This window comes from Aeromicrobium panaciterrae (assembly GCF_031457275.1).
In the GTDB taxonomy this organism is placed as follows: Bacteria; Actinomycetota; Actinomycetes; order Propionibacteriales; family Nocardioidaceae; genus Aeromicrobium; species Aeromicrobium panaciterrae_A.
The window spans coordinates 1,935,204-1,960,740 of the sequence record NZ_JAVDWH010000001.1; the positions used below are offsets into that span (position 1 = coordinate 1,935,204).

A 25,537-nucleotide genomic window follows, 5' to 3' on the forward strand; every position below is an offset into this window, starting at 1 on the left:
TGTGCCGTGGTGAGGTCCAAGCGGCAGGCAATGACCGGGGGAACTCTCGTCGCCGCCGGAATGATGGGCATGAACCTCGCCGTCTACGGCTTCAACATCGTCTCAGCGCGCATGCTCGTCCCGCACGAATTCGGTGCCCTCACGGCACTGCTCGGCATCATCTTGGTCGGAAACGTCGCATCACTCGGCCTCCAGGCGGTGACCGCGCGTCGACTGGCGGTCGACCCCGACCAACGCGAGCAGATCATCAGCGCAACCGCCGGTGTGACGATCATGGTCGCGATCGGCGTGGGCGCCATCGTCGCCGCGTCAACTGTCGTCCTGACCCCAGTACTCAAGCTCGACAGCTACTGGCCCGTCATCCTGTGCGGCGCCGCGCTCGTACCGCTGACGATCATGGGTGCCGAGGCTGGTGTTGCACAGGGCACCTCACGCTGGGGTGCACTCACTGCAATCTTCCTCGGCAACGGCATCGGCCGGATCGTCGGTGGCTCAATCGCGCTGATCGTGTCCCCCACCACGACCTCCGCCATGGTGGGCGTCGCAGCCGGATCATGGGTCCCCGTGCTCGCCGGCGCGAGGCTGCTCATGGGACATTCCGACGGCGGACACCCGATCAGTCGTCGCCCGCTCATTCGTGAGGCCGTGCTGTCGACTCACGCTTTGCTCGCCTACTTCGTACTCAGCAATCTGGATTCACTGATCGCCCGCAACCGATTCGACGGTCACGAAAGCGGCCTGTACGCATCCGGCTTGATCCTGGCCAAGGCCGCGTTGTTTTTCCCCCAGTTCGTCAGCGTGGTCCTGTTCCCGGACCTCGCGCGCGCAACCACTCACCACGCTCGACTTCGAGCCGTGACGCTGGTCGCCGGATTCGGAGCGCTCGCGGTCGCAGCGACTGCCCTGTTGCCGCGTGTGGCGCTCATCCTGGTGGGTGGCGATCAGTACAAAGAGGTCACTGATCGACTGTGGCTGTTCGCGCTCGCGGGTTCCCTGCTCGCGATCGTGCACCTGCTGGTGTTTGACGCGCTGGCACGCCATGCGCATGGAGTGGTCGTGATGCTGTGGGGCGCCGTTGTCGCCGTTGTCGCTGCGGCGTACGGACTTGGCGTCGGGTTCACGGGGCTGGTGGTCACCGTGACTCTTGTCGCCGCCGCACTGGCCGCGATCGTCTGGCTCACGCCAGGTGAGCGCACCGACGCTCCGCACTAGCTAGTGGCCGGCTTCGTGCCATGTCTTGCCGATGCCGACGGAGACGTCGAGTGCCACGGACATGTCGGCCGCTGACGCCATCTGCTCGCGTACGAGCTTCTCCAGCTGCTCGAGCTCACCTGGCGCGACTTCGAAGACGAGCTCGTCATGAACCTGCAGGAGCATCCGTGAACTGAGGCCGGCCGCATCGATCGCACGCTCGACGTTGAGCATGGCCACCTTGATGATGTCGGCGGCTGATCCCTGGATCGGCGCGTTGAGGGCCATCCGTTCCGCCATTTCGCGGCGCTGGCGGTTGTCGCTCACCAAGTCGGGGAGATAGCGGCGTCGGCCGAGAATCGTCTCGGTGAAGCCGGTCTGTCTCGCCTCGTCGACGAGACCACGGAGGTAGTCGCGTACGCCACCGAAACGCGAGAAGTAGTCATCCATGAGCCCCTGCGCCTCGCCCGTGGAGATGTTGAGCTGAGCGCTGAGTCCGTAGGAAGACAGTCCGTAAGCAAGTCCGTAGTTCATGGCCTTGATGCGAGCCCGCAGCTCGGTGTCGACCTCTTCGGCCGGAACCGAGAACACCTTGGATGCCGTGACCGTATGGAAGTCCTCACCTGACTTGAACGCCTCAATCAGATCGGCGTCCTCCGACAGATGAGCCATGATGCGCATCTCGATCTGGCTGTAGTCAGCGGTCAGCAGCGTCTCGTAGCCCTCGCCGACACAAAACGCCTCGCGAATGCGGCGGCCAGATGCCGTACGGATCGGGATGTTCTGCAGGTTGGGGTCGTTGGAGCTCAGTCGTCCGGTCGCCGCGATGGTCTGCGCGTACGTCGTGTGGATGCGGCCGTCCTCGGAGATCGACTTGCGCAGCCCATCCACGGTCTGACGCAGCCGGGTGACATCACGGTGCTCGAGCAGGTGCTGCAGGAACGGATGTTCAGTCTTGTCATACAGCGACTGGAGCGCCTCGGCATCCGTTGTGTAGCCAGTCTTGGTGCGCTTGGTCTTGGGCATGCCGAGCTCGTCGAACAGCACGACCTGGAGCTGCTTGGGCGACCCGAGGTTGATTTCCTTGCCGCCGATCGCGGCGTAGGCCTCTGACGCGGCGTCATGTGCTCGCGCAGCGAACTCCGACTCCAGGGAGATCAGATGCGCGTCATCGATCGCAATGCCTGCGCGCTCCATACGAGCGAGAGTTGCGACCAACGGCAGCTCGACATCGTGGACCAGCGGTGTGCCACCGATCGACTCCACCTCTTCGTCCAGCACCACTGCGAGGTCGAGGGTCGCGCGCGCACGCAGCATCCCGGACTCTGCTCCAGCGTTGTCGGTATCGAAGGTGAGCTGACCGGACGGCTCCGAGTCATCGCGCAGCTCGCGCTTGAGATAGCGCACCGAAAGATCGGCGAGGTCGTACGAACGCTGGTCGGGCCGTACGACGTAGGCCGACAACGCGGTGTCAGCGGCAACGCCCTCGAGCGACCAGCCGCGTGCGGCGAGTGCGAGAGCCGGACCCTTGACGTCGTGCAGCACCTTGGGTCGTTGCGGATCTGCAAGCCAGGCTGCGATCGAGGCGTCGTCTTCAGCGGTGATCTCGTCCACGTTGATCCAGGCGGCGGCCGCATCGGAGGCGATGGCCATACCGACGACATCGCCTGTGCCGCGGCCCCAGGAACCCTGCACGTGGATTCCAAGGCGAACGCCCGGCGTCGCGTGCTCGTCGAGCCATGCAGCCACAGCACCTGGTTGGACGTTGACCCCATCGAGGTCGAAGCCCTCCTCGGTCTGCGGTTCGACTTCACCGAAAGCCTCGAACAGTCGGACGCGGAGCGCATTGAACTCAAGTGCGTCGAAGACCGTATGAATCGCCTCGCGATCCCAGACGGTGTCGAAGCCCAGATCGGCTGGACCGGCTGGCAGATCCAGGTCACGTATCAGCGCATTGATGCGACGGTTGCGCAGCACATCATCAAGGTGCTCCCTCAGCGACTCCCCTGCCTTGCCGGGGATGTTGTCGACGTCGGCGACGAGTGCATCGAGCGTTCCGTACTGATTGATCCATTTCGCAGCCGTCTTGGGCCCGACACCCGGCACGCCGGGGAGGTTGTCGCTCGTCTCGCCTACGAGCGCTGCAATGTCGGGATAGTGCTCGGGGGTGACGGCGTACTTCTCCTCGACCGCGGTCGGCGTCATACGCGCCAAGTCCGAGACGCCCTTGCGGGGATAGAGGACTGTCGTCTGCTCGGTGACGAGCTGCAACGCATCGCGGTCGCCCGTGCAGATCAGTACTTCCATGCCGGCCGACTCGGCCCGCGTCGCCAAGGTGCCGATGATGTCGTCAGCCTCGAAGCCGACCTTCTCGAACGTCTGGATGTGCAGAGCGTCGAGGATTTCCTTGATCAACGGGATCTGACCGTTGAACTCTGGCGGCGACTTGGAACGGTTGCCCTTGTATTCGGGGTACTGCTCCAGTCGGAAGGTCTGACGCGAGACATCGAACGCCACGGCGACGTGCGTGGGCTTCTCATCGCGGAGGACGTTGATCAGCATCGAGGTGAACCCGAACACTGCATTGGTGCTCTGTCCCGTGGTGGTTGAGAAGTTCTCAACCGGGAGGGCGAAAAAGGCGCGGTAGGCGACGGAATGACCGTCGATCAGCAGTAGGCGGTCCACACCGGCGACTCTAGATCACGAGCCCGACACTCAGCGACGGGTGCCAGCACCGAGCGCATCGGCCTGGCGGCGGCGCAGCGTACGGCGTACGGCAATGAGCTTGCCGGTGTCGCGCGAGTTGGTCGCTTTGCCCGTCAGGCGCGAGGTCAGCTTGCTTGCCTGGATCGCTCGAACGATCGCGATCTGGTTGAACCCGATCTTGGCGAGATAGCGATGCGGTTCGCGCGAGTGCGCCGGAATCGAGGCGACCACGATCTCGCAGTTGTTGTCCTCACCGTGGTGAGCAGCAGCCGACAGAAGCATCGAGGCAACTGAACGGCGACGGAAGCGCGGCGATACCTGGATCTCGGTGACGATCAGGACGCGGGTAAGACTGATGGGTGTCAACGTGTTGAGAGAGAAAACAGTCGCTCCGACGATCTCGTCATCTGCGACCGCCACGACCATGCGCTTGTTGGGCTGCCCGAGGTTGATGTCGAGAGCAGCAGAGGCCTCGGCTACGCCGGGCTCGCGCCACAGTGCCTGCTGCGTGAACGCTTCAGAACCCTCATCCAGACTGGCGGCGGCGCACTCCGACCACAACGCAATCAGCGCTGCCGCGTCATCTCGATCAGCGTCCCGCAGGACGATGGGGGTTCTGGCAGACATAGGATCCTGATTCTGTCCGTGACACCGGGCGAAGCCAGCGTGAATGACACACTACCGCTGGGCGCCTGCTGCCTTAGTTGAAAGCTGTCAATCGAGTTTCGAGGGAGACCCTACATGTTCACCGGGATCGGTACGTTGACGAACGTCGCGACCGTTGTCGTGGGCTCGGGGCTCGGCCTGCTGATCGGCCACCGACTGAGCGAACGGGTCCGTTCTACCGTCACGTCAGCGCTCGGTCTGGTCACTCTTCTGATCGCCGCTCAGTCTGCGTTTGCGGTCTCGGATCCGGAACTCATCGATGAGGTCGGTACGAGCGCGCCCATCCTGATCGTCCTCGGGGCCCTGGTCATCGGCGGCATCATCGGATCGTGGTTCCGTCTGGAGGATCGCCTCGAGGATGTCGGAGCGTGGCTGCAGCGGCGCCTCACCAAGGAGGGCGGCGGCGAAGGGCGTGAGCGCTTCGTCGAGGGCTTTGTCATCAGCTCCCTCGTGTTCTGCGTTGGTCCGTTGACGATTCTTGGCTCGATCAACGAAGGACTCGGCAATGGGGCCGACCAGCTACTGCTCAAGGCTGTCCTCGACGGGTTCGCCTCCCTCGCCTTTGCAGCGTCATTCGGAATCGGTGTCATGGCATCAGCTCTGTCGATCGCCGTCATCCAGGGAACGCTGACTGCGCTAGGGGCACTCCTTGGGTCATTCCTGCCCGAAGCGCACCTGCTCGCGCTCACTGCGACCGGCGGTCTGATCCTCATCGGAGTCGCCTTCAGGCTGCTCAACCTCAAGGCGATTCCGGTGGCAGATCTGCTCCCCGCGCTGGTCATCGCACCCTTGCTGTGCCAGATCGCGATCGCCGTTCACTGACCCTTGAGCGATCGCAACCTAACTGTTACCTCGGATGAGGCTCACTCGGGCTGCGATGCTCCATCGGTTGGCTATAGTCCGAGGATCACTCAGAACAATCAGGCAATGCCGACAGGAGTACTTGCGTGCGAATGCGACTCGCGGCCCTACTTGCAGCAGTAGTGGGAGTGTCCATATTCCTCGGTCCAGCTCCGGCCATGGCCGAGGCGACACCCACTCCGACCCCCTCGGCGGACGCTGCAATTCCAGACCAGAACCCCATCGTGGAAGGCCAGAACATCACGGTCTCCCTGAGGGATCTGAATGGCGGCAAGGGTGAACCCACAGCGGTTCCCGGCGTCACTCTGACCGTCTTTGCCGACAGCAAGGACGGCGAGGAGCTAGGCACCCAAGTGACCGACAAGCTCGGACGCGTCAGCATCGCGATCCCGAGCAACGGCACCTACGTCGTGGTCCTCGATCCCGATTCCCTCCCCGATGGCGTCAAGCTCAGCGGCAAGGGCGAGACCGCCAAGACCATCACGGCACGACTGGGTGGCAGCAACTTCGTGCAGTTCCAGATCGGTGCCGTTGTCACCAAGGCAGCGTCGTTCAGCAGCAAGATGACTGACGCGACGACCTCTGGTCTCAAGTACGGCCTGATCATCGCCCTCGCGGCGTTGGGACTGTCCTTGATCTTCGGCACCACGGGCCTCACCAACTTCGCCCACGGCGAGCTGATCACGTTCGGCGGCATCATGACGCTCGCGTTCAACCGCGGGCTCGGGTTCCCGGTGATCGTCGCCGGCATTCTCGCAGTGATCGCGTCGGCCCTGTTCGGATTCCTGCAGGACCGAGGGCTGTGGCGACCTCTCCGCAACCGCGGTACGGGCCTCATCGCCATGATGATCGTCTCGATCGGCTTCGCCCTCCTCCTCCGCAGCATCTACCAGTACACAGTCGGCAGCAGCACCGAGACGCTGAGCCAATACGTCGCACAGGGACGCACCGATTACGGCCCCATCGCGCTGTCTGACAAGGAAGTCGCGATCTTCGGCATCTCGATCGTCACGCTGGTCGTCACCTGTATCGCCCTGATGCGTACGCGACTCGGCAAGGCGATGCGGGCCGTGTCTGACAACCCGGCACTCTCTGCCTCGTCCGGTATGCGCGTCGACGGCGTCATCTCGGCCGTATGGATCCTCGGCACCGCCCTCACCGGCCTGTCGGGCGTCCTGTTGGCCGTCAACCAGCAGGTCAACTTCCAGATGGGCTTCAAGATCCTGCTGCTCGTCTTTGCCGCGGTCACCCTCGGTGGCCTCGGAACCATCTGGGGCGCCCTGCTCGGCTCACTGGTCATCGGCCTCATGGTCGAGGTTGCTCCGGTGCTGACGATCGGCGGTTGGCACCCGGTGCCGGCCTCCATCAAGGATGTCGGTGCCCTCCTCGTGATGATCCTGATTCTGCTCGTCAGACCACAGGGCATCCTCGGCAAAGCTCAGCGGATCGGATAAGGGGGAATCATGGACTTCGGAACAGTCATCGACGCCGCCTTCTCGGCGGCCCTCGGCCCCCAGGCCATCGTCTTCGCACTTGCAGCCATCGGCCTCAACGTGCACTTCGGTTACACGGGCCTGCTCAACTTCGGTCAGGCCGGCTTCATGTCGATCGCCGCGTTCGGCCTCGCCGTCAGCGTCGTCACGTGGGACCTCAACTTCTGGCTCGCCGTGGCCATCGGCCTCGTGGGCTCGGTCGTTCTCGCGCTGGTGCTCGGCGTACCCACGCTGCGCCTCCGGGCCGACTACCTCGCCATCGTCACGATCGCGACGTCGGAGATCCTGCGCTTGATCTTCGGTGCCGTGGAGTTCAAGGACACGTTCGGCGGCTCCAACGGCCTCACCGGCTTCGCCAGCACGTACAAAGACCTCAACCCCTTCAGCAAGGGCTACGACTTTGGATTCGTCTCGTTCAGCAAGGGCGACATGTGGAACATCACGGTCGGCTGGTCGCTGGTGATCCTGAGCTGCATCCTGGTCTGGTCGCTGATGCGCAGCCCGTGGGGTCGCGTTCTCCGCTCGATCCGCGAGGACGAGGACGCCGTACGTTCACTCGGCAAGAACGTTTTTGCCTACAAGATGCAGGCTCTGGTGCTCGGTGGCCTCTTCGGTGGCCTCGCCGGCATCTACCACATCCTCAAGCAGGGTTCAGCCGTGCCGACGGACTTCAACACCACGTTCACGTTCTACGCCTACGCAGCTCTGCTCGTTGGTGGCGCAGCGCGGGTGCTCGGCCCGGTCGTCGGATCGGTCGTGTTCTGGTTCCTGATCGCCGGCCTCGGTTCGTTCTTCGGCCAGGCGACATCGGGAGCAGATCCGCTGATCCCCGAATTCATCATGACCAACACCCAGTCCAGCCTCATCCGATTCATCATGCTCGGACTGGGCCTCATGCTCCTCATGATCTTCCGACCACAGGGGATCTTTGGAGATCGAAGGGAGATCGCAATCGATGCCCGTTGAACTCAGCGCTGCACGCGCCGCACTCGAAGGCGTACCCAACGAACCCGGCGCACCCAAGCCGGACCCGATCGTCAAGGGCAGCAACATCGTCCGTACGTTCGGTGGCCTCAAGGCCGTCGACGTCGATCACATCGAGATCCAGCGTGGTGTCATCACCGCACTGATCGGCCCGAACGGCGCCGGCAAGACCACGCTGTTCAACCTGTTGACTGGCTTTGACGAGCCCGACGAAGGCGACTGGTCGTTCAACGGCAAAGCCCTCGGTCGAGTCCCGGCTTTCAAGGTCGCTCGCCTCGGCATGGTCCGTACGTTCCAGCTCACCAAGGTGCTCGCCAAGCTGCGAGTCATCGACAACATGCTGCTCGGTGCAACCGGACAGCGCGGTGAGAAGTTCTGGTCAGCCCCGTTCAAGAGCCTGTGGAGCGCACAGGAGGACGAGATCACCAAGCGTGCTGATGCGCTGCTCGAGCGATTCAAGCTCGATGCCAAGCGTGAGGACTTCGCTGGTTCTCTTTCGGGCGGTCAGCGCAAGCTTCTTGAGATGGCGCGTGCACTGATGGTCGATCCCGAGCTGATCATGCTCGACGAGCCGATGGCAGGCGTCAACCCGGCCCTCAAGCAGTCGCTGCTCGGTCACGTGAAGTCGCTGCGCGACGAAGGTCGTACGGTGCTCTTCGTCGAGCACGACATGGACATGGTCCGCGACATCTCAGACTGGGTCATCGTGATGGCCCAGGGCCAGATCGTCGCCGAAGGCACCCCACAGTCCGTCATGGCCAATCAATCAGTTATCGACGCCTATCTCGGCGCACACCACGACACCGACATCACCGAGATCGACGTCGAGGAGCTCGAAGAGCTCGCCGAGGCCGCACTCGACGAGGAGGCAACGTCATGACCGAAGCCGCACAGTCGACCGAGCGCGACGCACACCTCGCAAACGCCGAAGGCGCTGTCCTCCGGGCCGACGACCTGATTGCTGGCTACCTGCCCGGCGTCAACATCCTCAACGGCGCAGACCTCTACTGCCAGCCAGGAGAGCTCGTCGGCATCATCGGCCCCAACGGCGCCGGCAAGTCGACGCTCCTCAAGGCGCTGTTCGGTCTCGTGAAGGTGCACAGCGGCACTGTTCTGCTGAATGGCGAGGACATCACCAACCAGCGCGCCGACCAGCTCGTGTCCAAGGGCATTGGCTTCGTTCCGCAGAACAACAACGTCTTCCCGAGCCTCACGATTGAGGAGAACCTCGAAATGGGTTGCTACCAGCAGCCCAAGAAGTTCAACGAGCGCTTCGGCTTCGTCACCGACTTGTTCCCTCGCCTCGGCGAGCGTCGCAAGCAGCGTGCTGGGCAGCTGTCAGGCGGTGAACGTCAGATGGTCGCCATGGGGCGTGCGCTGATGATGGACCCCGCGGTGCTCCTGCTCGACGAGCCCTCGGCCGGCCTCTCCCCTGTTCTGCAGGATGAGGTCTTCGTCCAGACGCGCAACATCAACAAGGCAGGCGTCTCGGTCATCATGGTCGAGCAGAACGCCCGACGTTGCCTTCAGATCTGCGATCGCGGCTACGTGCTGGACCAGGGCCGCAACGCCTACTCCGGCACCGGCAAGAACCTCGTCAACGATCCCAAGGTCATCGAGCTCTACTTGGGCACGCTGGGCCAGAAGGCCGACTGACACACAGCATCCAGAACGCCCGGCGCCGCAAAGGTGCCGGGCGTTCTGCTGTATCGACTCCCCCGCGTACCTTGTCGCGCCCTGAGGACACAGAAGAGCCCCCGGTGCCGAAGCACCGGGGGCTCAACCTGTTCAGGCTGTTCTGATCCTTCGGATCAGATGTTGCCCTTGATGTACTTGACGGGCGAGATCTTGTTCTCGGCGTCGTACTCGTAGATACCAATCGATGCGGACGTCGGGCTACCGGTCGCGCCGAGCTCGATTTCGCCGGAGACTCCGTCGTAATCGATGTCAGCACCCTTGTCGTCCTTCAGCAGCGCGGCGCACGCTTCGAACGTCGTGCACTTCTCGCCACCCTTCGTCACGTCGATCATCTGCTTGGCAATCGACTCACCTGCGTCGTCACCGGCGGCGATCGCAGCAAGTGCTGCAACAACCGTGGCGTCGTAGGACTCGCCCGCGTAGGAGTAGTCCTTCAGGTCCGGATCAACCGTCAGGAGACGCTTCTTGAAGTCCGAGGTGTTCTCGGCTCCAGGAATCGTGCCCTTGGTGCCCTCAAGCGTTCCCGGGGGAAGCTGCTTGGTACCGGTCGTGCTGTAGTCCGAGGTGTTGCCGTCAACGAAGTACGTCGGAACGTCCTTCGGGCCAGCGCCAGCCTGGATCAGCTTCGGAACGATCGTCGTGGTCTCGTCGAACGCGATCAGGACGACAGCGTCGGCCTTGGCGTCGGCGATTTCGGTGATCTGAGTGTCACCGGGACCGTTCTTCTCGTCGTAGAGCACCGAGGCAGCAACCGTCGAACCTGCATCTTCGAGGTTCTTGGCAACTTCCTTGGCCAGCGTCTCGCCGTATGCGTCCTGGCGAGCCAGGATGGCGACGTTCTGACGTCCGTCCTCGATGAGGAGGTTGGCGAGAACGGCACCCTGGAGGATGTCGGACGGCGCCGTACGGAAGTACAGGTCGGGCTTGGAGTAGTCACCCTCGTCGAACGCGGTCGACGTGTTGGCGGGCGAGATCTGAACCGTGCCGGCCGACATGATCTTGTCGATGACCGTCAGCGACACACCCGAGGATGCGGCACCGATGATGACATCGGACTTGGCCTTGAGCAGCTTGTCAGCTTCAGCCGGTGCGATACCGGAGTCGGTGTCGCCGGAGTCAGCCTTGACGCCCACGACGTCCTTGCCGAGTACGCCACCAGCGTCGTTGATGTCCTTGATTGCGAGGTCAACACCAGCGAACTCGGGCGGGCCGAGGAACGCGAGGCTGCCGGTCTGCGGGAGGAGCTGACCAACGGTCAGTACGCCGTCTCCCTTGGCGGCGGGCGCGTCACCTTCACTCTTGTCGTCGCTTCCACCACAGGCAGCGAGCACGAGTGCTCCCGCTGCAGCGATGGCAGCAAGACGATATGTCCTGTTACTGCGCTTCATCAATCCTCCGGATAAATAGAGAGTCCCAAGGCACGCACGTGCCAGGGAGCGTCAATGTATGTCCGAACGTAGTCGCAGGCGGGGCCAATTGCACCGGAGTTCTCAGGTTCAAAGCCAACGTAGTCGAGTTGTAACCAAGGCCTGAAAAGCGCGCTCAGCTCTCGGCTTGGGTCTCATCCTTGATGCCTGGTCCGTGATCGATGATGCCCTGCGCGACCTGCTGCATCGGCAGCCTCAAATCCATTGCGGTGCGCTGAATCCAGCTGAATGCTTCGGGCTCAGTGAGGCCCAGGGCCTCCTGCAGCAACGACTTGGCTCGCTCGACTGCCTTGCGGGTCGCCAGCTGCCCTGAGAGGTCGCCAACTTCCTTCTCGAGTGCTGTGATCTCCGCGAAGCGGCTCATGGCCATCTCGATCGCAGGCACAAGGTCAGATTTTGAGAACGGCTTCACCAGATACGCCATCGCGCCGGCATCGCGGGCGCGCTCGACGAGTTCGCGCTGGCTGAACGCGGTGAGCATCACGACGGGCGCGATGCGGGCTGCGGCGATCTGTGAGGCGGCTGCGATGCCGTCCAGCTTGGGCATCTTGACGTCCATCACGACCAAGTCGGGGCGATGCTCCAGGGCGAGGGCTATCGCAGCTTCGCCGTCTCCGGCCTGGCCGACCACCACGTACCCCTCCTCGGCGAGCATTTCTGCCAGGTCGAGTCGGATCAGTGCCTCGTCCTCGGCAATCACAACACGAGGAGCCGAGGCGGGGGCTGAGTCAGTCACGTGAGAAGGTTAACCGGCACAATTTCAGGTGTGCGCCGAGTTGGCGGAATGGTAGACGCGATGGTCTCAAAAACCATTGTCCGAAAGGGCGTGCGGGTTCGAGTCCCGCACTCGGCACCGTGAGTCGCGCTGGTCATGAACAGCGCGACAACGGCAGGGCTCACGGAGCCCTCGTGAGGTGAGCCGGTGACGACTTGTCGGCACAGTGTCAGTAGGGACGGACCAGGGAAACCTTGGACCACGGTCCCGTTGACGTTCCGGTGAGGACGCGTACGTAGGTCGTGTAGCGGTACCGCGAGCTGAGGCCGGTGATCAGCTTCGCCCGCGTCGTGCTCGACACGTCATATGTCTTGACCTTCACGCTGCCGCGCTTAACCAGGATGCGGAACCCCGTCACGGGCGCCTTGCCCGTCATTGTCGGGGTGAGCCAGGTGGCCTTCAAGGCGTTGTCGCGTCGGGCGACCTTGAGCCCGCGCATGCTGGCGACAGGCAGCGCTCGCGCGGAGACCGAGGCTGATGCTCCGGTGCCCACTGCGTTGACTCCCTGCACCGAGATCGTCGTTGCACTCGCTCGCGACAGCGGGCCGGTCGTGAATGACGTCGCTGACGCGGACAGCGTCTCAGTCTGGGTTCCGATCTTGACCACATAGCCAGTCAGTTCCGTGCCGCCGTTCTGAGCTGGCGGCTGCCAGACCAGTTGCGCTGTGGCACCGATCTGATCGACGGTCGCCGTCAACGCCTGCGGTGCGCTCGGCGCCGAGCACCCGGTTGTCGTGAGGGAATACGACCCGACTGACGAATAGTTGGTGTAGCCGTCCAGCAGTGAGCCGCCGGCGACTCCATCAACTTCGAGGTAGTAACGACCTGGAGTCAGCGACTGTCCGACCGTCGCTCCCAGCCCTGACGCATTGTCGCTCGTGACACGGGCTGCGTCTGGGTTGTCCGCGTCGATCTCTGCACCCTCTGAGTCAAGGAGGCGTAGTTGAATGTCCAAGTTGGGGCTTACGGGCGCCGGCGATGCCGAAGCCTGCATGGCTGAGGTGCAGGCCCAGTCAACGGCGTACAAGTCCTTGTCGGCGCCGGTGCTGATGAAGCCGGATGCGTTGCCGTTGCTCACCAAGGCGGACGCCGTGGTGCCTCCGGCTTCGTCCGCCCGAGCCACCACCCCGTGCGTGGCCATCTCTGCGAAGTCATCCTCTGAGTTGTTTGCCAACGGGTACTCGCCACTGCTCCAGGACGTCACAGGGTTGTAGTAACCCACGCCCATGATCGGCGCCCACAGGCCCTCGCTGGCTCCCTCGTAGTAGCTCTCGGTCGCCGTTCCGTCGTGGCTGAGCCCCAAGGTGTGGCCGACCTCATGGGAGGTGGCTTCGGCGACACCCTTAATTGGGCCGACTTCCTTTGCGAGGACTAGCGCTGGACGCAGATGGCGCTGCCACCACCCGATTTCGTCGAACGAGTCGAGCCAGGCCATCCCACCGCAACTGCAGTCCAAGTCGTTGACGAGAGAGTTGTCGCTCGAAATGAACGCCACGGTGCCGTACGCGGAGTCACCCGAACTGGATCGGTCGAGGGCGGACGAAGCGGGAAGTTGGGTCGTGACGTCGACATCGAGGGATGAATAGTCCTCGGCGACTCGCTGCCAGATTGACTGGATCGCCGTGCGTTCCGTGTCGCTGAACGACGTGAAGTCCAAGTCTGTGGAGTACCCCTTGTACGTCCCGCTGACCTGCCCGTTCGAGTCGTCATCCCACTGGGTATCACTAAGGTCATAGCCATTCAGGTCAAGGTAGATCGTCTTGGTTGAACCCGGCTTGCTGTGCAACGTGAAGGTCTGGCTCAGCGGGAACGGCGCCGCCGCGGCTGCGCTTGCAGCCTGCGCGCTCGCTCCTGCCTTGACCGGATCGATGAAGGTGATGTGACCGCGACCGTTGACGCGGACCGTCGGGTCGCTGGAGAGCAACTTCTTGAGGGCCTTCTCAGACATGCTGTTGAGCTTGGCAACGTCGTCCGTGGTTGCACCGAGCGCTTCGAGCGCCGCCTTGCCCTTCTTCAGGCCCGACCATTTCGCTTGACCCGGCGTTGGGTCGTCGTTGGTTGCTGCGGCGGCGTGACCGGTCGTCAAGGTGGTCAGAAGGAAGATCGCGGCCACTGACATGGCGCGAACCTTCATGGTCGTTACGCGGTTCATCGATACGGCTCCCTCTTCGCGGCGCCCACTCCCCTGGGACCGCACGCCTCGGAGGCGTGCCCGCAGCAGCCAAGATTACCGAACTGCCGGGCCATTCGGACGAAATCAGCCCTGCGGGTCGCCGGTCGAGCCGCTGCCGCAAGGACTCTGAAATGGCATCTAGCCCGGAATAGCCATATCGCGACCGAGATGACCACCGATAATGGAGGCGGGAGAACGAGGGACGAAGATGATTGGCTTGAGGGGCGAGGCGCTTCGGCTGCAGGCAGGTCTGGAGCGTATGGAAGCGCTACGCAAGTTGGCTGTGGCCGACTTACCGGTGCAGGATGTGCTGACCCGCGGGGTTCAGCTGCTCGGGGAATTTCTGAAGACCACCAGTGTCGGCGTGTACCTCGCCACCTCGGGGGCCACCCAATTCACACTCAGTGCAGGGTGCGGACAGGAGCTACCCGAGACCATTGAGATGCCTGACGGCACCTCACCGTCGGACTGTGTCGTCGCCCTCCTTCTTGGCGACGACGGCGAGACGATCGGCTCACTCCATGCGCGCGGGCAGCTCGGCCCGGCGGAAGCCACCTTCGTACATCAGGTCGGAGAGTTGCTCACCGTTGGTCTGACCCGCGACCGGCGTGAAATGGAGCTCTTGAAGCGCGAGCAGCGACTGATCGAGGCGCAGCGAATCTCTCTTGTCGGGAGCTACGACTTCGAGATCGCCACCAACACGAACCTTTGGAGCGACCAGCTTTATCGCATCTACGGGCGTGAGCCGCAATCGTTCAACGCCAGTTATGAGCAATTCCTCGAGATGATCGTTCCGGAAGACCGCGAGCACGTTATTGCGGTTCACCAGCGATCGCTGCAGACCCTTGAGCCCTTCGAGATGGAAGAACGCATCCGTTGGCCAGACGGTCAGGTGCGCACCTTGGCGAGCTGGGGTGAGATCGTCTCCGACGCCGACGGTAACCCCACCCGGATGATGGGAATCTGCTGGGACATCACCGAGCGCAAGCAGATGGAGGAACAACTCGTTCGCGAGGCACTCCATGACAGCCTCACCGGTCTACCTAACCGAGCTCTGCTCGTCGACCGGTTGACCCAGGCCATCGCGGGACTACCCAGGCGGGGCGGACCACTCTGCGTGATCTTCGTCGACGTCGATCGTTTCAAGGTCATCAACGACAGCCTTGGGCACGAGGCCGGCGATGAAGTTCTCGTCGAGCTGGCCAAGCGGTTCAGCTCGGTGCTGCGTCCCGGCGACACAGTTGCCAGGTTCGGCGGGGACGAGTTCGTCGTCCTCAGCGAGGAGCTCGCTGACGACGGAGAGGCGCTGACCATCGCCGAGCGGCTACAGAACGAGACCAATCGCCCGATCTCAGTGCAGGACAGCGAGGTAATGGTCACAGTCAGTGTTGGCATCGCCGTGTCCCGTAGCTTCACCAACCATCCCAGCGCCCTGCTTCGGGACGCCGATGCCGCGATGTACCGCGCCAAGAGAGGCGGGCGGGATCGCTCAGTGGTGTTCGCGGACGAGATGCGTGATGAGGCGATTGACCGACACGACACCGAGCAGCAACTGCGCCGGGCAGTGAGCGACGACCAACTTGTCCTGCACTACCAGCCCATCGTCGAGCTGGCCACCGGGCGGGTGACGGGAGTCGAAGCGCTCGTCCGCTGGCAGCATCCGACCCGTGGTCTGGTGCCACCTGGCGAGTTCATACCGATCGCGGAAGAGATTGGCCTGATCGTACAAATCGACGACTGGGTACTAGAGCATGCCTGCCAGCAGCTCACTGCCTGGCAAGCGACCAACCCTGAGTTGACCATGTCGATCAACTTGTCCGGGCTGCAGTTCGCCCGTCCCGACCTCGTCAGCCTGGTTGCAGGGGTGTTGGAGAGCACTGGCGCTAACCCGGAGAGGGTGGCACTCGAGATGACCGAGGGCGTGCTGATGCGCGACGCAGAGGACGCCGTGACCGTGCTGCGCGACCTCAGGCGGTTAGGTGTCAGGCTGGATATCGACGACTTCGGAACTGGCTACAGTTCCCTGAGCTACCTCAGACGCTTCCCCGTCGACACACTGAAGGTGGACAGCTCGTTCGTCTCCGGACTTGGCGGCAATGCAGAGGACCGGGCGATAGTGCAGTCGGTCGTCGCACTGGCTCAGTCACTGGGAATCACCACCATCGCCGAGGGAGTCGAGACCACGAAGCAGCTCCAGGTGCTGCGGGATCTCGGCTGCAAGAGCGCTCAGGGTTTCCTTTTCAGCCGACCGCTCCCACCGCAGGAACTAACCCAACTCGTCGGTATTGCGGGAGTAGTGGCGCCGTTACCGTAGGACGCCTACCTTCAGCTCCGGCAAATCAACCCTGCGGGTCGCCGTACGCAGGAGCAACACGGTTGATCGCATCGCCCATGTTGTGGATGCGCAGGGCGTTCGTCGAACCGGGGATGCCGGGAGGGCTACCAGCGACGATGACGACTTGCTGACCTTCGCCGCAGCGACCGATCTCGAGCAGAGCCTTGTCGACCTGCAGCACCATGTCATCGGTGTGCTTGACCTCGGGAACGAGGAAGGTTTCGATGCCCCAGCTCAGGGCGAGCTGCGACCGGACCTTGGGATCAGGGGTGAACGCGATGACGGGCACCCGTGAGCGGTAGCGAGTCATACGGCGAGCCGAGTCGCCAGTCGTCGTGAACGCCACCAGGAAGCGAGCATCGACCGCCTCGGCGACCTCAGATGCCGCGCGACAGATGACTCCGCTCTTGGTGCGTGGCTTCCAGACAAAGGCGGCCATGCGCGGCAGGCCGTGGTCCTCGGTGGACTCGACGATGCGAGCCATCGTGTTGACGGTGTGGATGGGGTACTCCCCCACGCTGGTCTCACCGGAAAGCATCACGGCGTCAGCACCATCGAGGACCGCGTTGGCGACGTCTGATGCCTCGGCGCGGGTCGGACGCGGGGCCGAGATCATCGACTCCAGCATCTGCGTTGCCACGATGACGGGCTTGGCGTTGCGGCGAGCCTTCTCAACGATCAGCTTCTGCACGATCGGGACATCTTCCAGCGGCAGCTCGACACCGAGGTCGCCGCGCGCCACCATCACGCCGTCGAAGGCGTCCATGATGCCGTCGAGGTTCTGCACGGCCTGAGGCTTCTCGATCTTGGCGATGACCGGGACGACGATGCCTTCCTCGTCCATGATCTTGCGTACGTCGTCGTAGTCGCTGGCTGAGCGCACGAACGACAGGGCGATGAAGTCGACACCGAGGCGCAGCGCGAAACGCAGGTCCTCGTTGTCCTTCTCGCTCATCGCCGGAACGCTGACCATCACGCCGGGCAGGTTGATCCCCTTGTTGTTGCTGACGGGCCCAGTGGTCTCGACTGCGCAGGTGACATCCGTTTTGGTCACTTTGGTCGCGCGAAGACGCATACGACCGTCATCGATCAGGATCTCGTCGCCCACGTTGACGTCGCCAGGCAGACCTTTGTACGTGGTCGAGCAGCGCGTCTCATCGCCGAGGATGTCGTCCGTCGTGATCGTGAACGTCGAGCCGGCGTTGAGCATCACTGGCCCAGCCGCGAAGAGCCCGAGACGAATCTTGGGACCTTGGAGGTCAGCGAGGATCGCAATCGCCTTGCCGACCTTGTCAGCAGCCTCACGTACCCACTGATAGTTCTGCTCGTGGTCGGCCTGGACACCGTGGCTCATGTTGAGCCGGGCGACGTCCATGCCGGCATTGGCCAACTGGAGGATCTTCTCTGCGCCCGCGACCGCTGGACCGAGGGTGCAGACGATCTTTGCTCTACGCACAGATTCAACCTATCGAGTTGGTGTGGCTACCCGCGAGTTACTTAGTGGTTTGGAACAACAAATTCTCAGACGGTGAGCGGACGCGCCGTCGGAGGTATCGGTGACGGCAGGCTGGTGGAGCCTGAGAGGTACGCGTCGACTCCCGCAGCGGCCGAACGGCCCTCCGCGATGGCCCACACGATCAGCGACTGACCGCGACCCGCATCTCCCGCGACGAACACACCGTCAACGCTCGACATGTAGTTGTTGTCGCGCACGATGTTGCCGCGCTCGTCGATGTTGACGCCGAGCTGGTCAACGAGTCCCTCGGTCTCCGGTCCGGTGAATCCCATCGCGAACAGCACGAGCTGTGCCGGGATGATCTTCTCGGTGCCTTCGACCTCGGTGAGCTTGCCATCGATGAACTCGACCTCAGCCAGGCGCAGGCCGCTGACGTTGCCGTCTTCGCCCAGGAATTCCTTGGTCGAGACCGAGTAGACGCGATCGCCAGCCTCCTCGTGTGCGGACGAGACGCGATAGATCATCGGGTACGTGGGCCAGGGCTGATTGCCGGGCCGCTCCTCCCCCGGGTTCGGCAGGATCTCGAGCTGAGTGATCGACTTGGCGCCCTGGCGTACGGATGTACCGAGGCAGTCGGCTCCGGTGTCGCCACCGCCGATGATCACAACGTCCTTGCCAGTGGCCAGGATCTGTCCTTCGACCGCTTCGCCGAGTGCGACCCGGTTGGCCTGCGGCAGGAACTCCATGGCCTGGTGGATGCCATTGAATTCACGACCCGGTACGGGCAGATCGCGGCGAATGGTCGCGCCGATCGCCAACACGACGGCGTCATAGCGGTCACGCAGCTGCGAGCCGGTCAGCGTGTCGCCGACCTGAACGCCGGTACGGAACACCGTCCCCTCGCGCTCCATCTGATCGATGCGTCGATCGACCTGGATCTTCTCCATCTTGAACTCGGGGATGCCGTAGCGCAGCAGTCCGCCGGGCTTGTCGTCGCGCTCGTAGACCGCGACAGTGTGGCCGGCGCGGGTGAGCTGCTGCGCAGCAGCCAGTCCCGCCGGACCTGAACCAACGACGGCGATCGTTTTGCCAGTCAGCCACTCGGGCGGCTCAGGGCGGACCTGGCGGTCATCCCATGCCTTGTCGATGATCGAGACTTCGACGTTCTTGATCGTGACTGCGTCGCGGTTGATCGCCACAACACAGGCGGTCTCGCACGGCGCGGGGCACAGTCGACCGGTGAACTCCGGGAAGTTGTTGGTCGCGTGCAACCGGTCGAGAGCCTCGTCCCAATCCTCGCGCCACACCAGGTCGTTCCACTCGGGAATCAGGTTGCCGAGCGGGCAGCCGTTGTGGCAGAACGGGATGCCGCAGTCCATACAGCGACCGGCCTGCTCGCTGATGATCGGAAGCAGCGCCTTGCCCGGACCTCCCGGGTAGACCTCGTTCCAGTCTTTGATGCGCTCCTCAACGGGTCGCCGCGGTGCCAGCTGTCGGGGGGTCTTGATGAACCCGCGTGGGTCAGCCACGTGCAGCCACCTCCATCATTCGTGTCGTCGTGTCTTCGTCGGACAGTCCCTCAGACTCTGCCTCGGCGCGTGCCTCAAGGACGAGTCGGTAGTTGACCGGCATGATCTCTGTGAATCGCTCGAGCGACTGCTCCCACTTCTTGAGCAGCTGTTCAGCGACAACCGATCCGGTCTCCTCAAAGTGCTTCTCGACGAGAGACTTGAGCGCAGCAGCCGCGTCACCTTCGACGGGGCGCAGCTCGACCATTTCGGTGTTGACCACGGTTTCGTCGAGGTCGAGCACGTACGCGCCGCCTCCACTCATACCGGCAGCGACGTTGCGACCGGTCGGGCCGAGGATCACGACGGTTCCACCCGTCATGTACTCGCACGCGTGGTCACCCACGCCTTCAACGACGGCACTGGCACCGGAGTTGCGTACGCAGAAGCGCTCGCCGACCTTGCCGCGGAGGAATATCTCGCCGCTGGTCGCGCCGAAGCCGATCACATTGCCGGCCACGATCTGAGCCTCAGCGGTGAACTGCACGTCGCGCGGCGGACGCACGATGATGCGGCCACCGGACAGACCCTTGGCGACGTAGTCGTTGCCATCGCCTTCGAGGCGCAGCGTGATGCCCGCCGGGAGGAAGGCGCCGAACGACTGTCCGGCCGATCCGGTGAAGGTCAGGTCGATCGTGTTCTCGGGCAGGCCTGCACCCCTGTAGCGCTTGGTGACCTCGTGACCGAGCATCGTTCCGACGGTGCGGTTGACGTTGCGGATCTCGAGCTGTGCGCGTACGGGCTCGCCACGCTCAAGTGCGTCAGCGCTCAGCGCGATCAGCTCGTTGTCGAGCGCGCGGTCCAGACCGTGGTCCTGAACTGTCGTGCGGTGCAGCGACGCACCTTCCGGCAGCTCGGGCACGTGCAGGATCGGAGTCAGGTCGAGACCGTCGGCCTTCCAGTGCTCCACTGCCTTGCGGATGTCGAGCATCTCGGCGTGGCCAACCGCCTCTTCGACCGAGCGGAAGCCCAGCGACGCGAGCAGCTCGCGTACTTCTTCGGCGATGTACGTGAAGAAGTTGACGATGTACTCGGCCTTGCCGCTGTACTTCTCGCGGAGTGCCTTGTTCTGGGTGGCGACGCCGACCGGGCACGTGTCGAGGTGGCAGACGCGCATCATGATGCAGCCGCTGACCACGAGCGGCGCCGTGGCGAAGCCGAACTCTTCGGCACCGAGCAGCGCAGCGATCATGACGTCACGACCGGTCTTGAGCTGTCCGTCGCACTGAACGACGATCCGGTCGCGCAGGCCGTTGAGCAGCAGCGTCTGCTGGGTCTCAGCAAGGCCGAGCTCCCAGGGTCCACCGGCGTGCTTGAGCGACGTCAGAGGCGAAGCGCCCGTTCCGCCGTCGTGGCCGGAGATCAGCACTACGTCGGCGTGGGCCTTCGACACACCTGCCGCGACCGTGCCGACGCCGACCTCGGACACGAGCTTCACATGCACGCGTGCCGAAGGGTTGGCGTTCTTGAGGTCGTGGATGAGCTGCTTGAGGTCCTCGATCGAGTAGATGTCGTGGTGCGGCGGCGGCGAGATCAGCCCCACGCCAGGCGTCGAGTGACGCGTCTTGGCCACCCAGGGGTAGACCTTGGGTCCGGGCAGCTGGCCGCCCTCGCCGGGCTTGGCACCCTGCGCCATCTTGATCTGGATGTCGTCGGAGTTGGTGAGGTACTCCGACGTCACGCCGAAGCGTCCCGAGGCGACCTGCTTGATCGACGAACGACGCGCCGGGTCGTACAGACGGTCGGGGTCTTCGCCACCTTCACCGGTGTTGGACTTGCCACCGAGCTGGTTCATCGCAACGGCGAGCGTCTCGTGAGCCTCCTGGCTGATGGAGCCGTACGACATCGCACCAGTCGAGAAACGCTTGACGATCTCGGAAACCGGCTCGACCTCGTCGATCGAGATCGGAGCACGCTCCCCTGCCTTGAACTCGAACAGTCCACGCAGTGTCATCAGTCGCTCGGACTGGTCGTCGACACGAGACGTGTACTGCTTGAAGATCTCGTACGAGCCCGTACGTGTGGAGTGCTGCAGACGGAACACGGTCTCGGGGTCGAACAGGTGCTCGGGGCCTTCGCGGCGCCACTGGTACTCGCCGCCGATCTCGAGCTGACGACGCGGACCGGCGATGCCGCTGGTCGGGTAGGCCTTGATGTGACGCGAACGCACCTCGTCGGCGATCACGTCGAGGCCGGCACCGCCGAGCTTGGACGACGTACCGGTGAAGTAGTCGCCGATGATCTCGTGCGACAGGCCGACGGCCTCGAAGATCTGGGCGCCGGTGTAGGACGCAACGGTCGAGACGCCCATCTTGCTCATGACCTTGAGCACGCCCTTGCCGAGCCCGTACGCGAGGTTGCGTACGGCCTGAGCAGGTGCAACGCCCTCGACGAAGATCCGCTCGCGAGCGAGGTCCTCTGCCGACTCGAGCGCGAGGTAAGGGTTGACCGCAGTCGCGCCGTAGCCGATGAGCAGAGCGACGTGGTGCACCTCGCGTACGTCACCGGACTCAACGATGAGACCGGCCTGCGTACGCAAACGCTCGCGCACCATGTGGTGGTGCACCGCGCCCGTGAGCAGCAGGGACGGGATCGGAGCGAGGTCCGAGTTGGAGTGACGGTCCGAGAGGACGATGATGCGCGCACCTTCGGCGATCGCGGCCGACACGTCGGCACAGATCTCCTCAAGACGCGCCTTGAGCGCAGCTCCGCCGCCGTGGACGTCGTACAGGCCGCGAACGACGTGCACGGAGAAGCCCGGCATGTCGCCGTCCTTGTTCATGTGCCGGATCTTGGCGAGCTCGTCGTTGTCGACCACCGGGAACGGCAGCTGAAGCATGCGACAGGACGCCGCACCGGGCGCGAGGAGGTTCCTCTCGGGACCGATCGTGCCGGCCAAAGAGGTGACGACCTCTTCACGGATTGCGTCAAGCGGCGGGTTGGTGACCTGCGCAAACAGCTGCGAGAAGTAGTCGAAGAGCAGGCGCGGTCGGTCGGAAATTGCTGCAATGGGCGTGTCAGTGCCCATGGAGCCGATCGCCTCGCCGCCGGAGCGCGCGATGGGCGCGATCAGGAGGCGGAGTTCTTCTTCGGTGTAGCCGAACACCTGCTGGCGTCGGGTGACCGAGGAGTGAGTGTGAACGATGTGCTCGAGGTCAGGCAGGTCCTCGAAGCGGACCAGTCCGCTGTAGAGCCACTCGTCATATGGGTGCTCACTGGCGAGGGTGTTCTTGATCTCGTGGTCCTCGATGATGCGGTGCTCATTGAGGTCGAGGAGGAACATCTTGCCCGGCTCGAGACGACCCTTGCGGGTGATCGTGCTCTGGTCGATGTCGAGGACGCCAGCTTCGGAAGCGAGCACGACGAGGCCGTCCTCGGTCACCCAGTAGCGACCGGGACGCAGGCCGTTGCGGTCGAGCACGGCGCCGATCTGGTTGCCGTCGCTGAAGGTCACGCAGGCAGGTCCGTCCCACGGCTCCATCACTGAGGAGTGGAACTCGTAGAACGCGCGACGCGCCTCTTCCATGTCGGTGTTGTTCTCCCAGGCCTCCGGGATCATCATCATCACGGCGTGCGGGAGCGAACGGCCGCCAAGGTGCAGCAGCTCAAGGACCTCGTCGAACGAGGCCGTGTCGCTGCCATCGGGGTCGCAGATGGGGTACAGACGGCTCAAGTCACCCGGGATCAGGTCACTTTCGAGCAGCGCCTCACGTGCACGCATCCAGTTGCGGTTGCCGCGCGCCGTGTTGATCTCACCGTTGTGCGCGATGAATCGGAACGGGTGCGCCAGCGGCCAGCTCGGGAACGTGTTGGTCGAGAAGCGGCTGTGGACGATCGCCAGTGCCGACTCCATACGTTCGTCGCTGAGGTCGGGGAAGAAGTTCTCCAGCTGCTCGGTCGTGAGCATGCCCTTGTAGATCAGCGTGCGGCTCGACAGCGACGGGAAGTAGACGTCGAGCTCATGCTCGGCACGCTTGCGCAGGCAGAACGCGACACGGTCGAGCTCAAGGCCCGAGAGCTTCTTGCCCTCCACAAACATCAGCTGGAACGACGGCATCGCACCGCGCGCCATGTTGCCCAGGATGTCGGGGTTGACCGGCACTTCGCGCCAGCCCAGGACTGTCAGGCCCTCTTCGACAGCGATTGCCTCGATACGGAGCTTCGCCGCAGCGGCAGCCTTCTCGTCAAGCGGCAGGAACGCCATACCGGCTGCGTACGAGCCCAGCTCGGGCAGCTCGACTCCACCGACGGCGCGCAAGAACTTGTCGGGGACCTGGATCAGAATGCCGGCGCCGTCGCCCGAGTCGGGCTCGCCGCCTACTGCTCCGCGGTGATCAAGGTTGCGCAGCGCCGTCAGACCCTTGACGACGATGTCGTTGCTCGCGACACCGGTCAGCGTCGCGACGAAGGCAACGCCACAGGCGTCGTGCTCATTGCTCGGGTCGTACAGACCTTGCGCGGGGGGCGTGACAGAAAAACTCTTGAAGCTCATGCTTGGGCCCTTCTCACGTCATCACAGATGGAACTAACACACCGGGGACGACGTTGGCCTCGGACAGCATCATCAGTTTACACATCTCGGCTACGCGAGACTGCGACCGACCGCCTCGCCGACGAGGTACGTGAGTCCCGCCGCGGTACCACCCAGCAGAAGTTGTCGTACGCCGCCGAACATCCATGAGCGAGCGGTCAGTCGTGTCACCACGGCACCGCAGGCAAAAAGACCCACCAATGACAGGGCGATCGCCAGCCACGGCGACTCGACGCCGAGCAGGTACGGCAGCAACGGGATCATCGCGCCGAAAGCGAACGCGAGGAAGGAGGACACGGCCGCGAGCATCGGGGAGGCCAGATCGTCGACGTCGACGCCGAACTCTTCGCGGGCATGGACGCGTACAGCTTTCTCGGGATCTTCGTGGATCTGGGCAGCCATGTCGCGTGCGGTCTCTTCGTCGACACCCTTCTCCACGAACATGGCAGCCAGCTCGGCCGTCTCGCCTCGCTTGTTTGCCAGGATCTCGTCGCGCTCGATCTCGACCTGGGCCAATGCGAACTCCGACTGGCTGGCCACCGAGGTGTACTCCCCCGCTGCCATGGAGAACGAGCCAGCCGCAAGACCAGCCAGGCCCGCCAGCACGATCGGCTTGGTGTCATCGGCGTTCGACCCGCCGACAACGCCCATGATCAACGCGAAGTTCGAGACCAATCCATCCATTGCCCCAAAAACGGCTGGCCGAAGCCAGCCACCCGTGACGTCAGGGTGCTCGTGGTCGATTTCATCCGGGTCGGGCAGTGCAGTCTCAGACATGGAGCGACCGTACGACGCGCGGGCCTCCCCCGTCACCGAAGGTCAGGCTGGCCTACTCCGATTCAGCGGGCTCCGGCGTCGCTGGTTCGTCAACGCGCGTTCGGTTGCGAGTGGCCACAAAGTACGCGGTCGCGAGCACGAACAAGACGATCGACGTCCACACGTTGAGGCGGAACGGACCGAGGTCGTTCACCGGATCGATGCGCAGCTGCTCGATCCAGAATCGTCCAGCGGTGTAGAGCATCACGTAGAGCGCGAATGCCCGATCACCGGTCAGCTTGAACTTGCGATCGATCGCAATGAGAAGTGCAGCAGCGGCAAGGTTCCAGAGCAGTTCGTACAGGAACGTCGGGTGGAAAGTCGCGAACTGTGCGTAGCCATCGGGACGGTTGATCGCATCGATTTCGAGTCCCCACGGCTTGGTGGTCGGCTTCCCGAAGAGCTCTTGGTTGAAGTAGTTGCCAATGCGGCCAATTGCCTGCGCCACGAGCAGCCCGGGAGCAAGGGCGCCTGCCACGGACGAGAATGAGACTCCGTAGCGACGGCAGGCGATGAGGGCGCCCACGGCGCCACCGGCGATTGCACCCCAGATGCCGAGTCCGCCCTGCCAGATCTTGACCGCGTCGATGACGTTGCGACCGTCGCCGAAGTACAGCTCCGGGTCGGTGATGACGTGATAGATCCGGGCGCCGACGATGCCGAACGGAATCGCCCAGATCGCGACATCGCTGATCAGACCTTCTCGGCCACCACGGGCTGTGAACCGTCGCTCACCAATCCAGATCGCCATCATCGCGCCGATGATGATCCCGAGCGCGTACGCCCGCAGCGGAAGCGGGCCGAGGTGCCAGACGCCATTGGACGGGCTCGGGATGAAGGTCGCGATGCTGTGCACG

At 63.6% G+C, this 25,537-nt stretch carries 17 protein-coding genes and 1 tRNA gene; 8 read left to right on the forward strand and 10 right to left on the reverse strand.

The window, feature by feature from the left end; all coding sequences use genetic code 11:
• Positions 1 to 30 precede the first annotated feature (30 nt).
• Positions 31 to 1,212: an MATE family efflux transporter gene (locus J2X11_RS09880; RefSeq protein WP_309970162.1), complete on the forward strand. Its 1,182-nt coding sequence runs from the start codon at positions 31 to 33 to the stop codon at positions 1,210 to 1,212.
• Here the strand turns inward: J2X11_RS09880 and polA are convergent, their stop codons facing one another.
• Entirely contained in the window at positions 1,213 to 3,876 is a 2,664-nt protein-coding gene (gene polA / locus J2X11_RS09885; RefSeq protein ID WP_309970165.1) for a DNA polymerase I, read from the reverse strand.
• 30 nt (positions 3,877 to 3,906) lie between these two features.
• Complete coding sequence (locus J2X11_RS09890) at positions 3,907 to 4,524, reverse strand: GNAT family N-acetyltransferase (RefSeq protein WP_309970168.1); 618 nt, start codon at positions 4,522 to 4,524, stop codon at positions 3,907 to 3,909.
• Between the two features lie 114 nt (positions 4,525 to 4,638).
• Between J2X11_RS09890 and J2X11_RS09895 the strand changes: the two genes are divergently transcribed.
• The 5 genes from J2X11_RS09895 to J2X11_RS09915 all read left to right on the forward strand — a co-directional run bounded on the left by J2X11_RS09895 (position 4,639) and on the right by J2X11_RS09915 (position 9,557).
• Complete coding sequence (locus tag J2X11_RS09895; RefSeq protein WP_309970170.1) at positions 4,639 to 5,385, forward strand: DUF554 domain-containing protein; 747 nt, start codon at positions 4,639 to 4,641, stop codon at positions 5,383 to 5,385.
• 131 nt (positions 5,386 to 5,516) lie between these two features.
• Positions 5,517 to 6,878 carry a branched-chain amino acid ABC transporter permease gene (locus J2X11_RS09900; RefSeq protein ID WP_309972331.1) on the forward strand — a complete coding sequence of 454 codons (1,362 nt, stop codon included), beginning with the start codon at positions 5,517 to 5,519 and terminating at the stop codon, positions 6,876 to 6,878.
• A gap of 9 nt (positions 6,879 to 6,887) precedes the next feature.
• Complete coding sequence (locus tag J2X11_RS09905; protein WP_309970173.1) at positions 6,888 to 7,883, forward strand: branched-chain amino acid ABC transporter permease; 996 nt, start codon at positions 6,888 to 6,890, stop codon at positions 7,881 to 7,883.
• A complete protein-coding gene (locus tag J2X11_RS09910; protein ID WP_309970177.1) occupies positions 7,873 to 8,781 on the forward strand; it encodes an ABC transporter ATP-binding protein in 909 nt (302 codons plus the stop codon). The genes J2X11_RS09905 and J2X11_RS09910 overlap by 11 nt, the downstream gene beginning before the upstream one ends.
• Complete coding sequence (locus tag J2X11_RS09915) at positions 8,778 to 9,557, forward strand: ABC transporter ATP-binding protein (RefSeq protein ID WP_309970181.1); 780 nt, start codon at positions 8,778 to 8,780, stop codon at positions 9,555 to 9,557. Before J2X11_RS09910 ends, J2X11_RS09915 begins: the two co-directional genes overlap by 4 nt.
• Positions 9,558 to 9,712: 155 nt before the next feature.
• On the opposite strand, the gene J2X11_RS09920 is transcribed toward J2X11_RS09915, so the two are convergent.
• Complete coding sequence (locus J2X11_RS09920) at positions 9,713 to 10,987, reverse strand: ABC transporter substrate-binding protein (protein ID WP_309970184.1); 1,275 nt, start codon at positions 10,985 to 10,987, stop codon at positions 9,713 to 9,715.
• 154 nt (positions 10,988 to 11,141) lie between these two features.
• A complete protein-coding gene (locus J2X11_RS09925; RefSeq protein ID WP_309970187.1) occupies positions 11,142 to 11,762 on the reverse strand; it encodes an ANTAR domain-containing response regulator in 621 nt (206 codons plus the stop codon).
• Between the two features lie 34 nt (positions 11,763 to 11,796).
• On the opposite strand from J2X11_RS09925, the gene J2X11_RS09930 reads away from it, so the two are divergent.
• Positions 11,797 to 11,879: transfer RNA gene (locus J2X11_RS09930), tRNA-Leu, on the forward strand.
• Positions 11,880 to 11,970: 91 nt separating this feature from the next.
• On the opposite strand, the gene J2X11_RS09935 is transcribed toward J2X11_RS09930, so the two are convergent.
• The gene (locus tag J2X11_RS09935; protein WP_309970192.1) at positions 11,971 to 13,953 is read right to left on the reverse strand and encodes a fibronectin type III domain-containing protein; all 1,983 of its coding nucleotides are present in this window, start codon (positions 13,951 to 13,953) and stop codon (positions 11,971 to 11,973) included.
• Positions 13,954 to 14,416: 463 nt separating this feature from the next.
• Between J2X11_RS09935 and J2X11_RS09940 the strand changes: the two genes are divergently transcribed.
• Positions 14,417 to 16,288, forward strand: coding sequence for a putative bifunctional diguanylate cyclase/phosphodiesterase (locus J2X11_RS09940; RefSeq protein WP_309970193.1), 1,872 nt, complete (start codon positions 14,417 to 14,419; stop codon positions 16,286 to 16,288).
• Between the two features lie 25 nt (positions 16,289 to 16,313).
• Here the strand turns inward: J2X11_RS09940 and pyk are convergent, their stop codons facing one another.
• The 5 genes from pyk to lgt form a co-directional block, all read right to left on the reverse strand.
• Positions 16,314 to 17,765 carry a pyruvate kinase gene (pyk, locus tag J2X11_RS09945; protein ID WP_309970194.1) on the reverse strand — a complete coding sequence of 484 codons (1,452 nt, stop codon included), beginning with the start codon at positions 17,763 to 17,765 and terminating at the stop codon, positions 16,314 to 16,316.
• Between the two features lie 65 nt (positions 17,766 to 17,830).
• Positions 17,831 to 19,294, reverse strand: coding sequence for a glutamate synthase subunit beta (locus tag J2X11_RS09950; protein ID WP_309970195.1), 1,464 nt, complete (start codon positions 19,292 to 19,294; stop codon positions 17,831 to 17,833).
• Complete coding sequence (gene gltB, locus J2X11_RS09955; protein ID WP_309970196.1) at positions 19,287 to 23,825, reverse strand: glutamate synthase large subunit; 4,539 nt, start codon at positions 23,823 to 23,825, stop codon at positions 19,287 to 19,289. Before gltB ends, J2X11_RS09950 begins: the two co-directional genes overlap by 8 nt.
• A gap of 90 nt (positions 23,826 to 23,915) precedes the next feature.
• Positions 23,916 to 24,641: a VIT1/CCC1 transporter family protein gene (locus tag J2X11_RS09960; protein ID WP_309970197.1), complete on the reverse strand. Its 726-nt coding sequence runs from the start codon at positions 24,639 to 24,641 to the stop codon at positions 23,916 to 23,918.
• A 52-nt stretch (positions 24,642 to 24,693) separates the two neighbouring features.
• Complete coding sequence (gene lgt, locus J2X11_RS09965; RefSeq protein WP_309970198.1) at positions 24,694 to 25,536, reverse strand: prolipoprotein diacylglyceryl transferase; 843 nt, start codon at positions 25,534 to 25,536, stop codon at positions 24,694 to 24,696.
• Position 25,537 lies beyond the last annotated feature (1 nt).

Coding starts and splice junctions, on each gene's coding strand:
- J2X11_RS09940 (WP_309970193.1), top strand. CDS start 14,417: ATGCCTGACGGCACCTCACCGTCGGACTGTGTCGTCGCCCTCCTTCTT.
- J2X11_RS09935 (WP_309970192.1), bottom strand. CDS start 13,953: ATGAACCGCGTAACGACCATGAAGGTTCGCGCCATGTCAGTGGCCGCG.
- J2X11_RS09905 (WP_309970173.1), top strand. CDS start 6,888: ATGGACTTCGGAACAGTCATCGACGCCGCCTTCTCGGCGGCCCTCGGC.
- J2X11_RS09910 (WP_309970177.1), top strand. CDS start 7,873: ATGCCCGTTGAACTCAGCGCTGCACGCGCCGCACTCGAAGGCGTACCC.
- J2X11_RS09915 (WP_309970181.1), top strand. CDS start 8,778: ATGACCGAAGCCGCACAGTCGACCGAGCGCGACGCACACCTCGCAAAC.
- J2X11_RS09890 (WP_309970168.1), bottom strand. CDS start 4,524: ATGTCTGCCAGAACCCCCATCGTCCTGCGGGACGCTGATCGAGATGAC.
- J2X11_RS09900 (WP_309972331.1), top strand. CDS start 5,517: ATGCGACTCGCGGCCCTACTTGCAGCAGTAGTGGGAGTGTCCATATTC.
- J2X11_RS09895 (WP_309970170.1), top strand. CDS start 4,639: ATGTTCACCGGGATCGGTACGTTGACGAACGTCGCGACCGTTGTCGTG.
- gltB (WP_309970196.1), bottom strand. CDS start 23,825: ATGAGCTTCAAGAGTTTTTCTGTCACGCCCCCCGCGCAAGGTCTGTAC.
- J2X11_RS09920 (WP_309970184.1), bottom strand. CDS start 10,987: ATGAAGCGCAGTAACAGGACATATCGTCTTGCTGCCATCGCTGCAGCG.
- J2X11_RS09880 (WP_309970162.1), top strand. CDS start 31: ATGACCGGGGGAACTCTCGTCGCCGCCGGAATGATGGGCATGAACCTC.
- J2X11_RS09960 (WP_309970197.1), bottom strand. CDS start 24,641: ATGTCTGAGACTGCACTGCCCGACCCGGATGAAATCGACCACGAGCAC.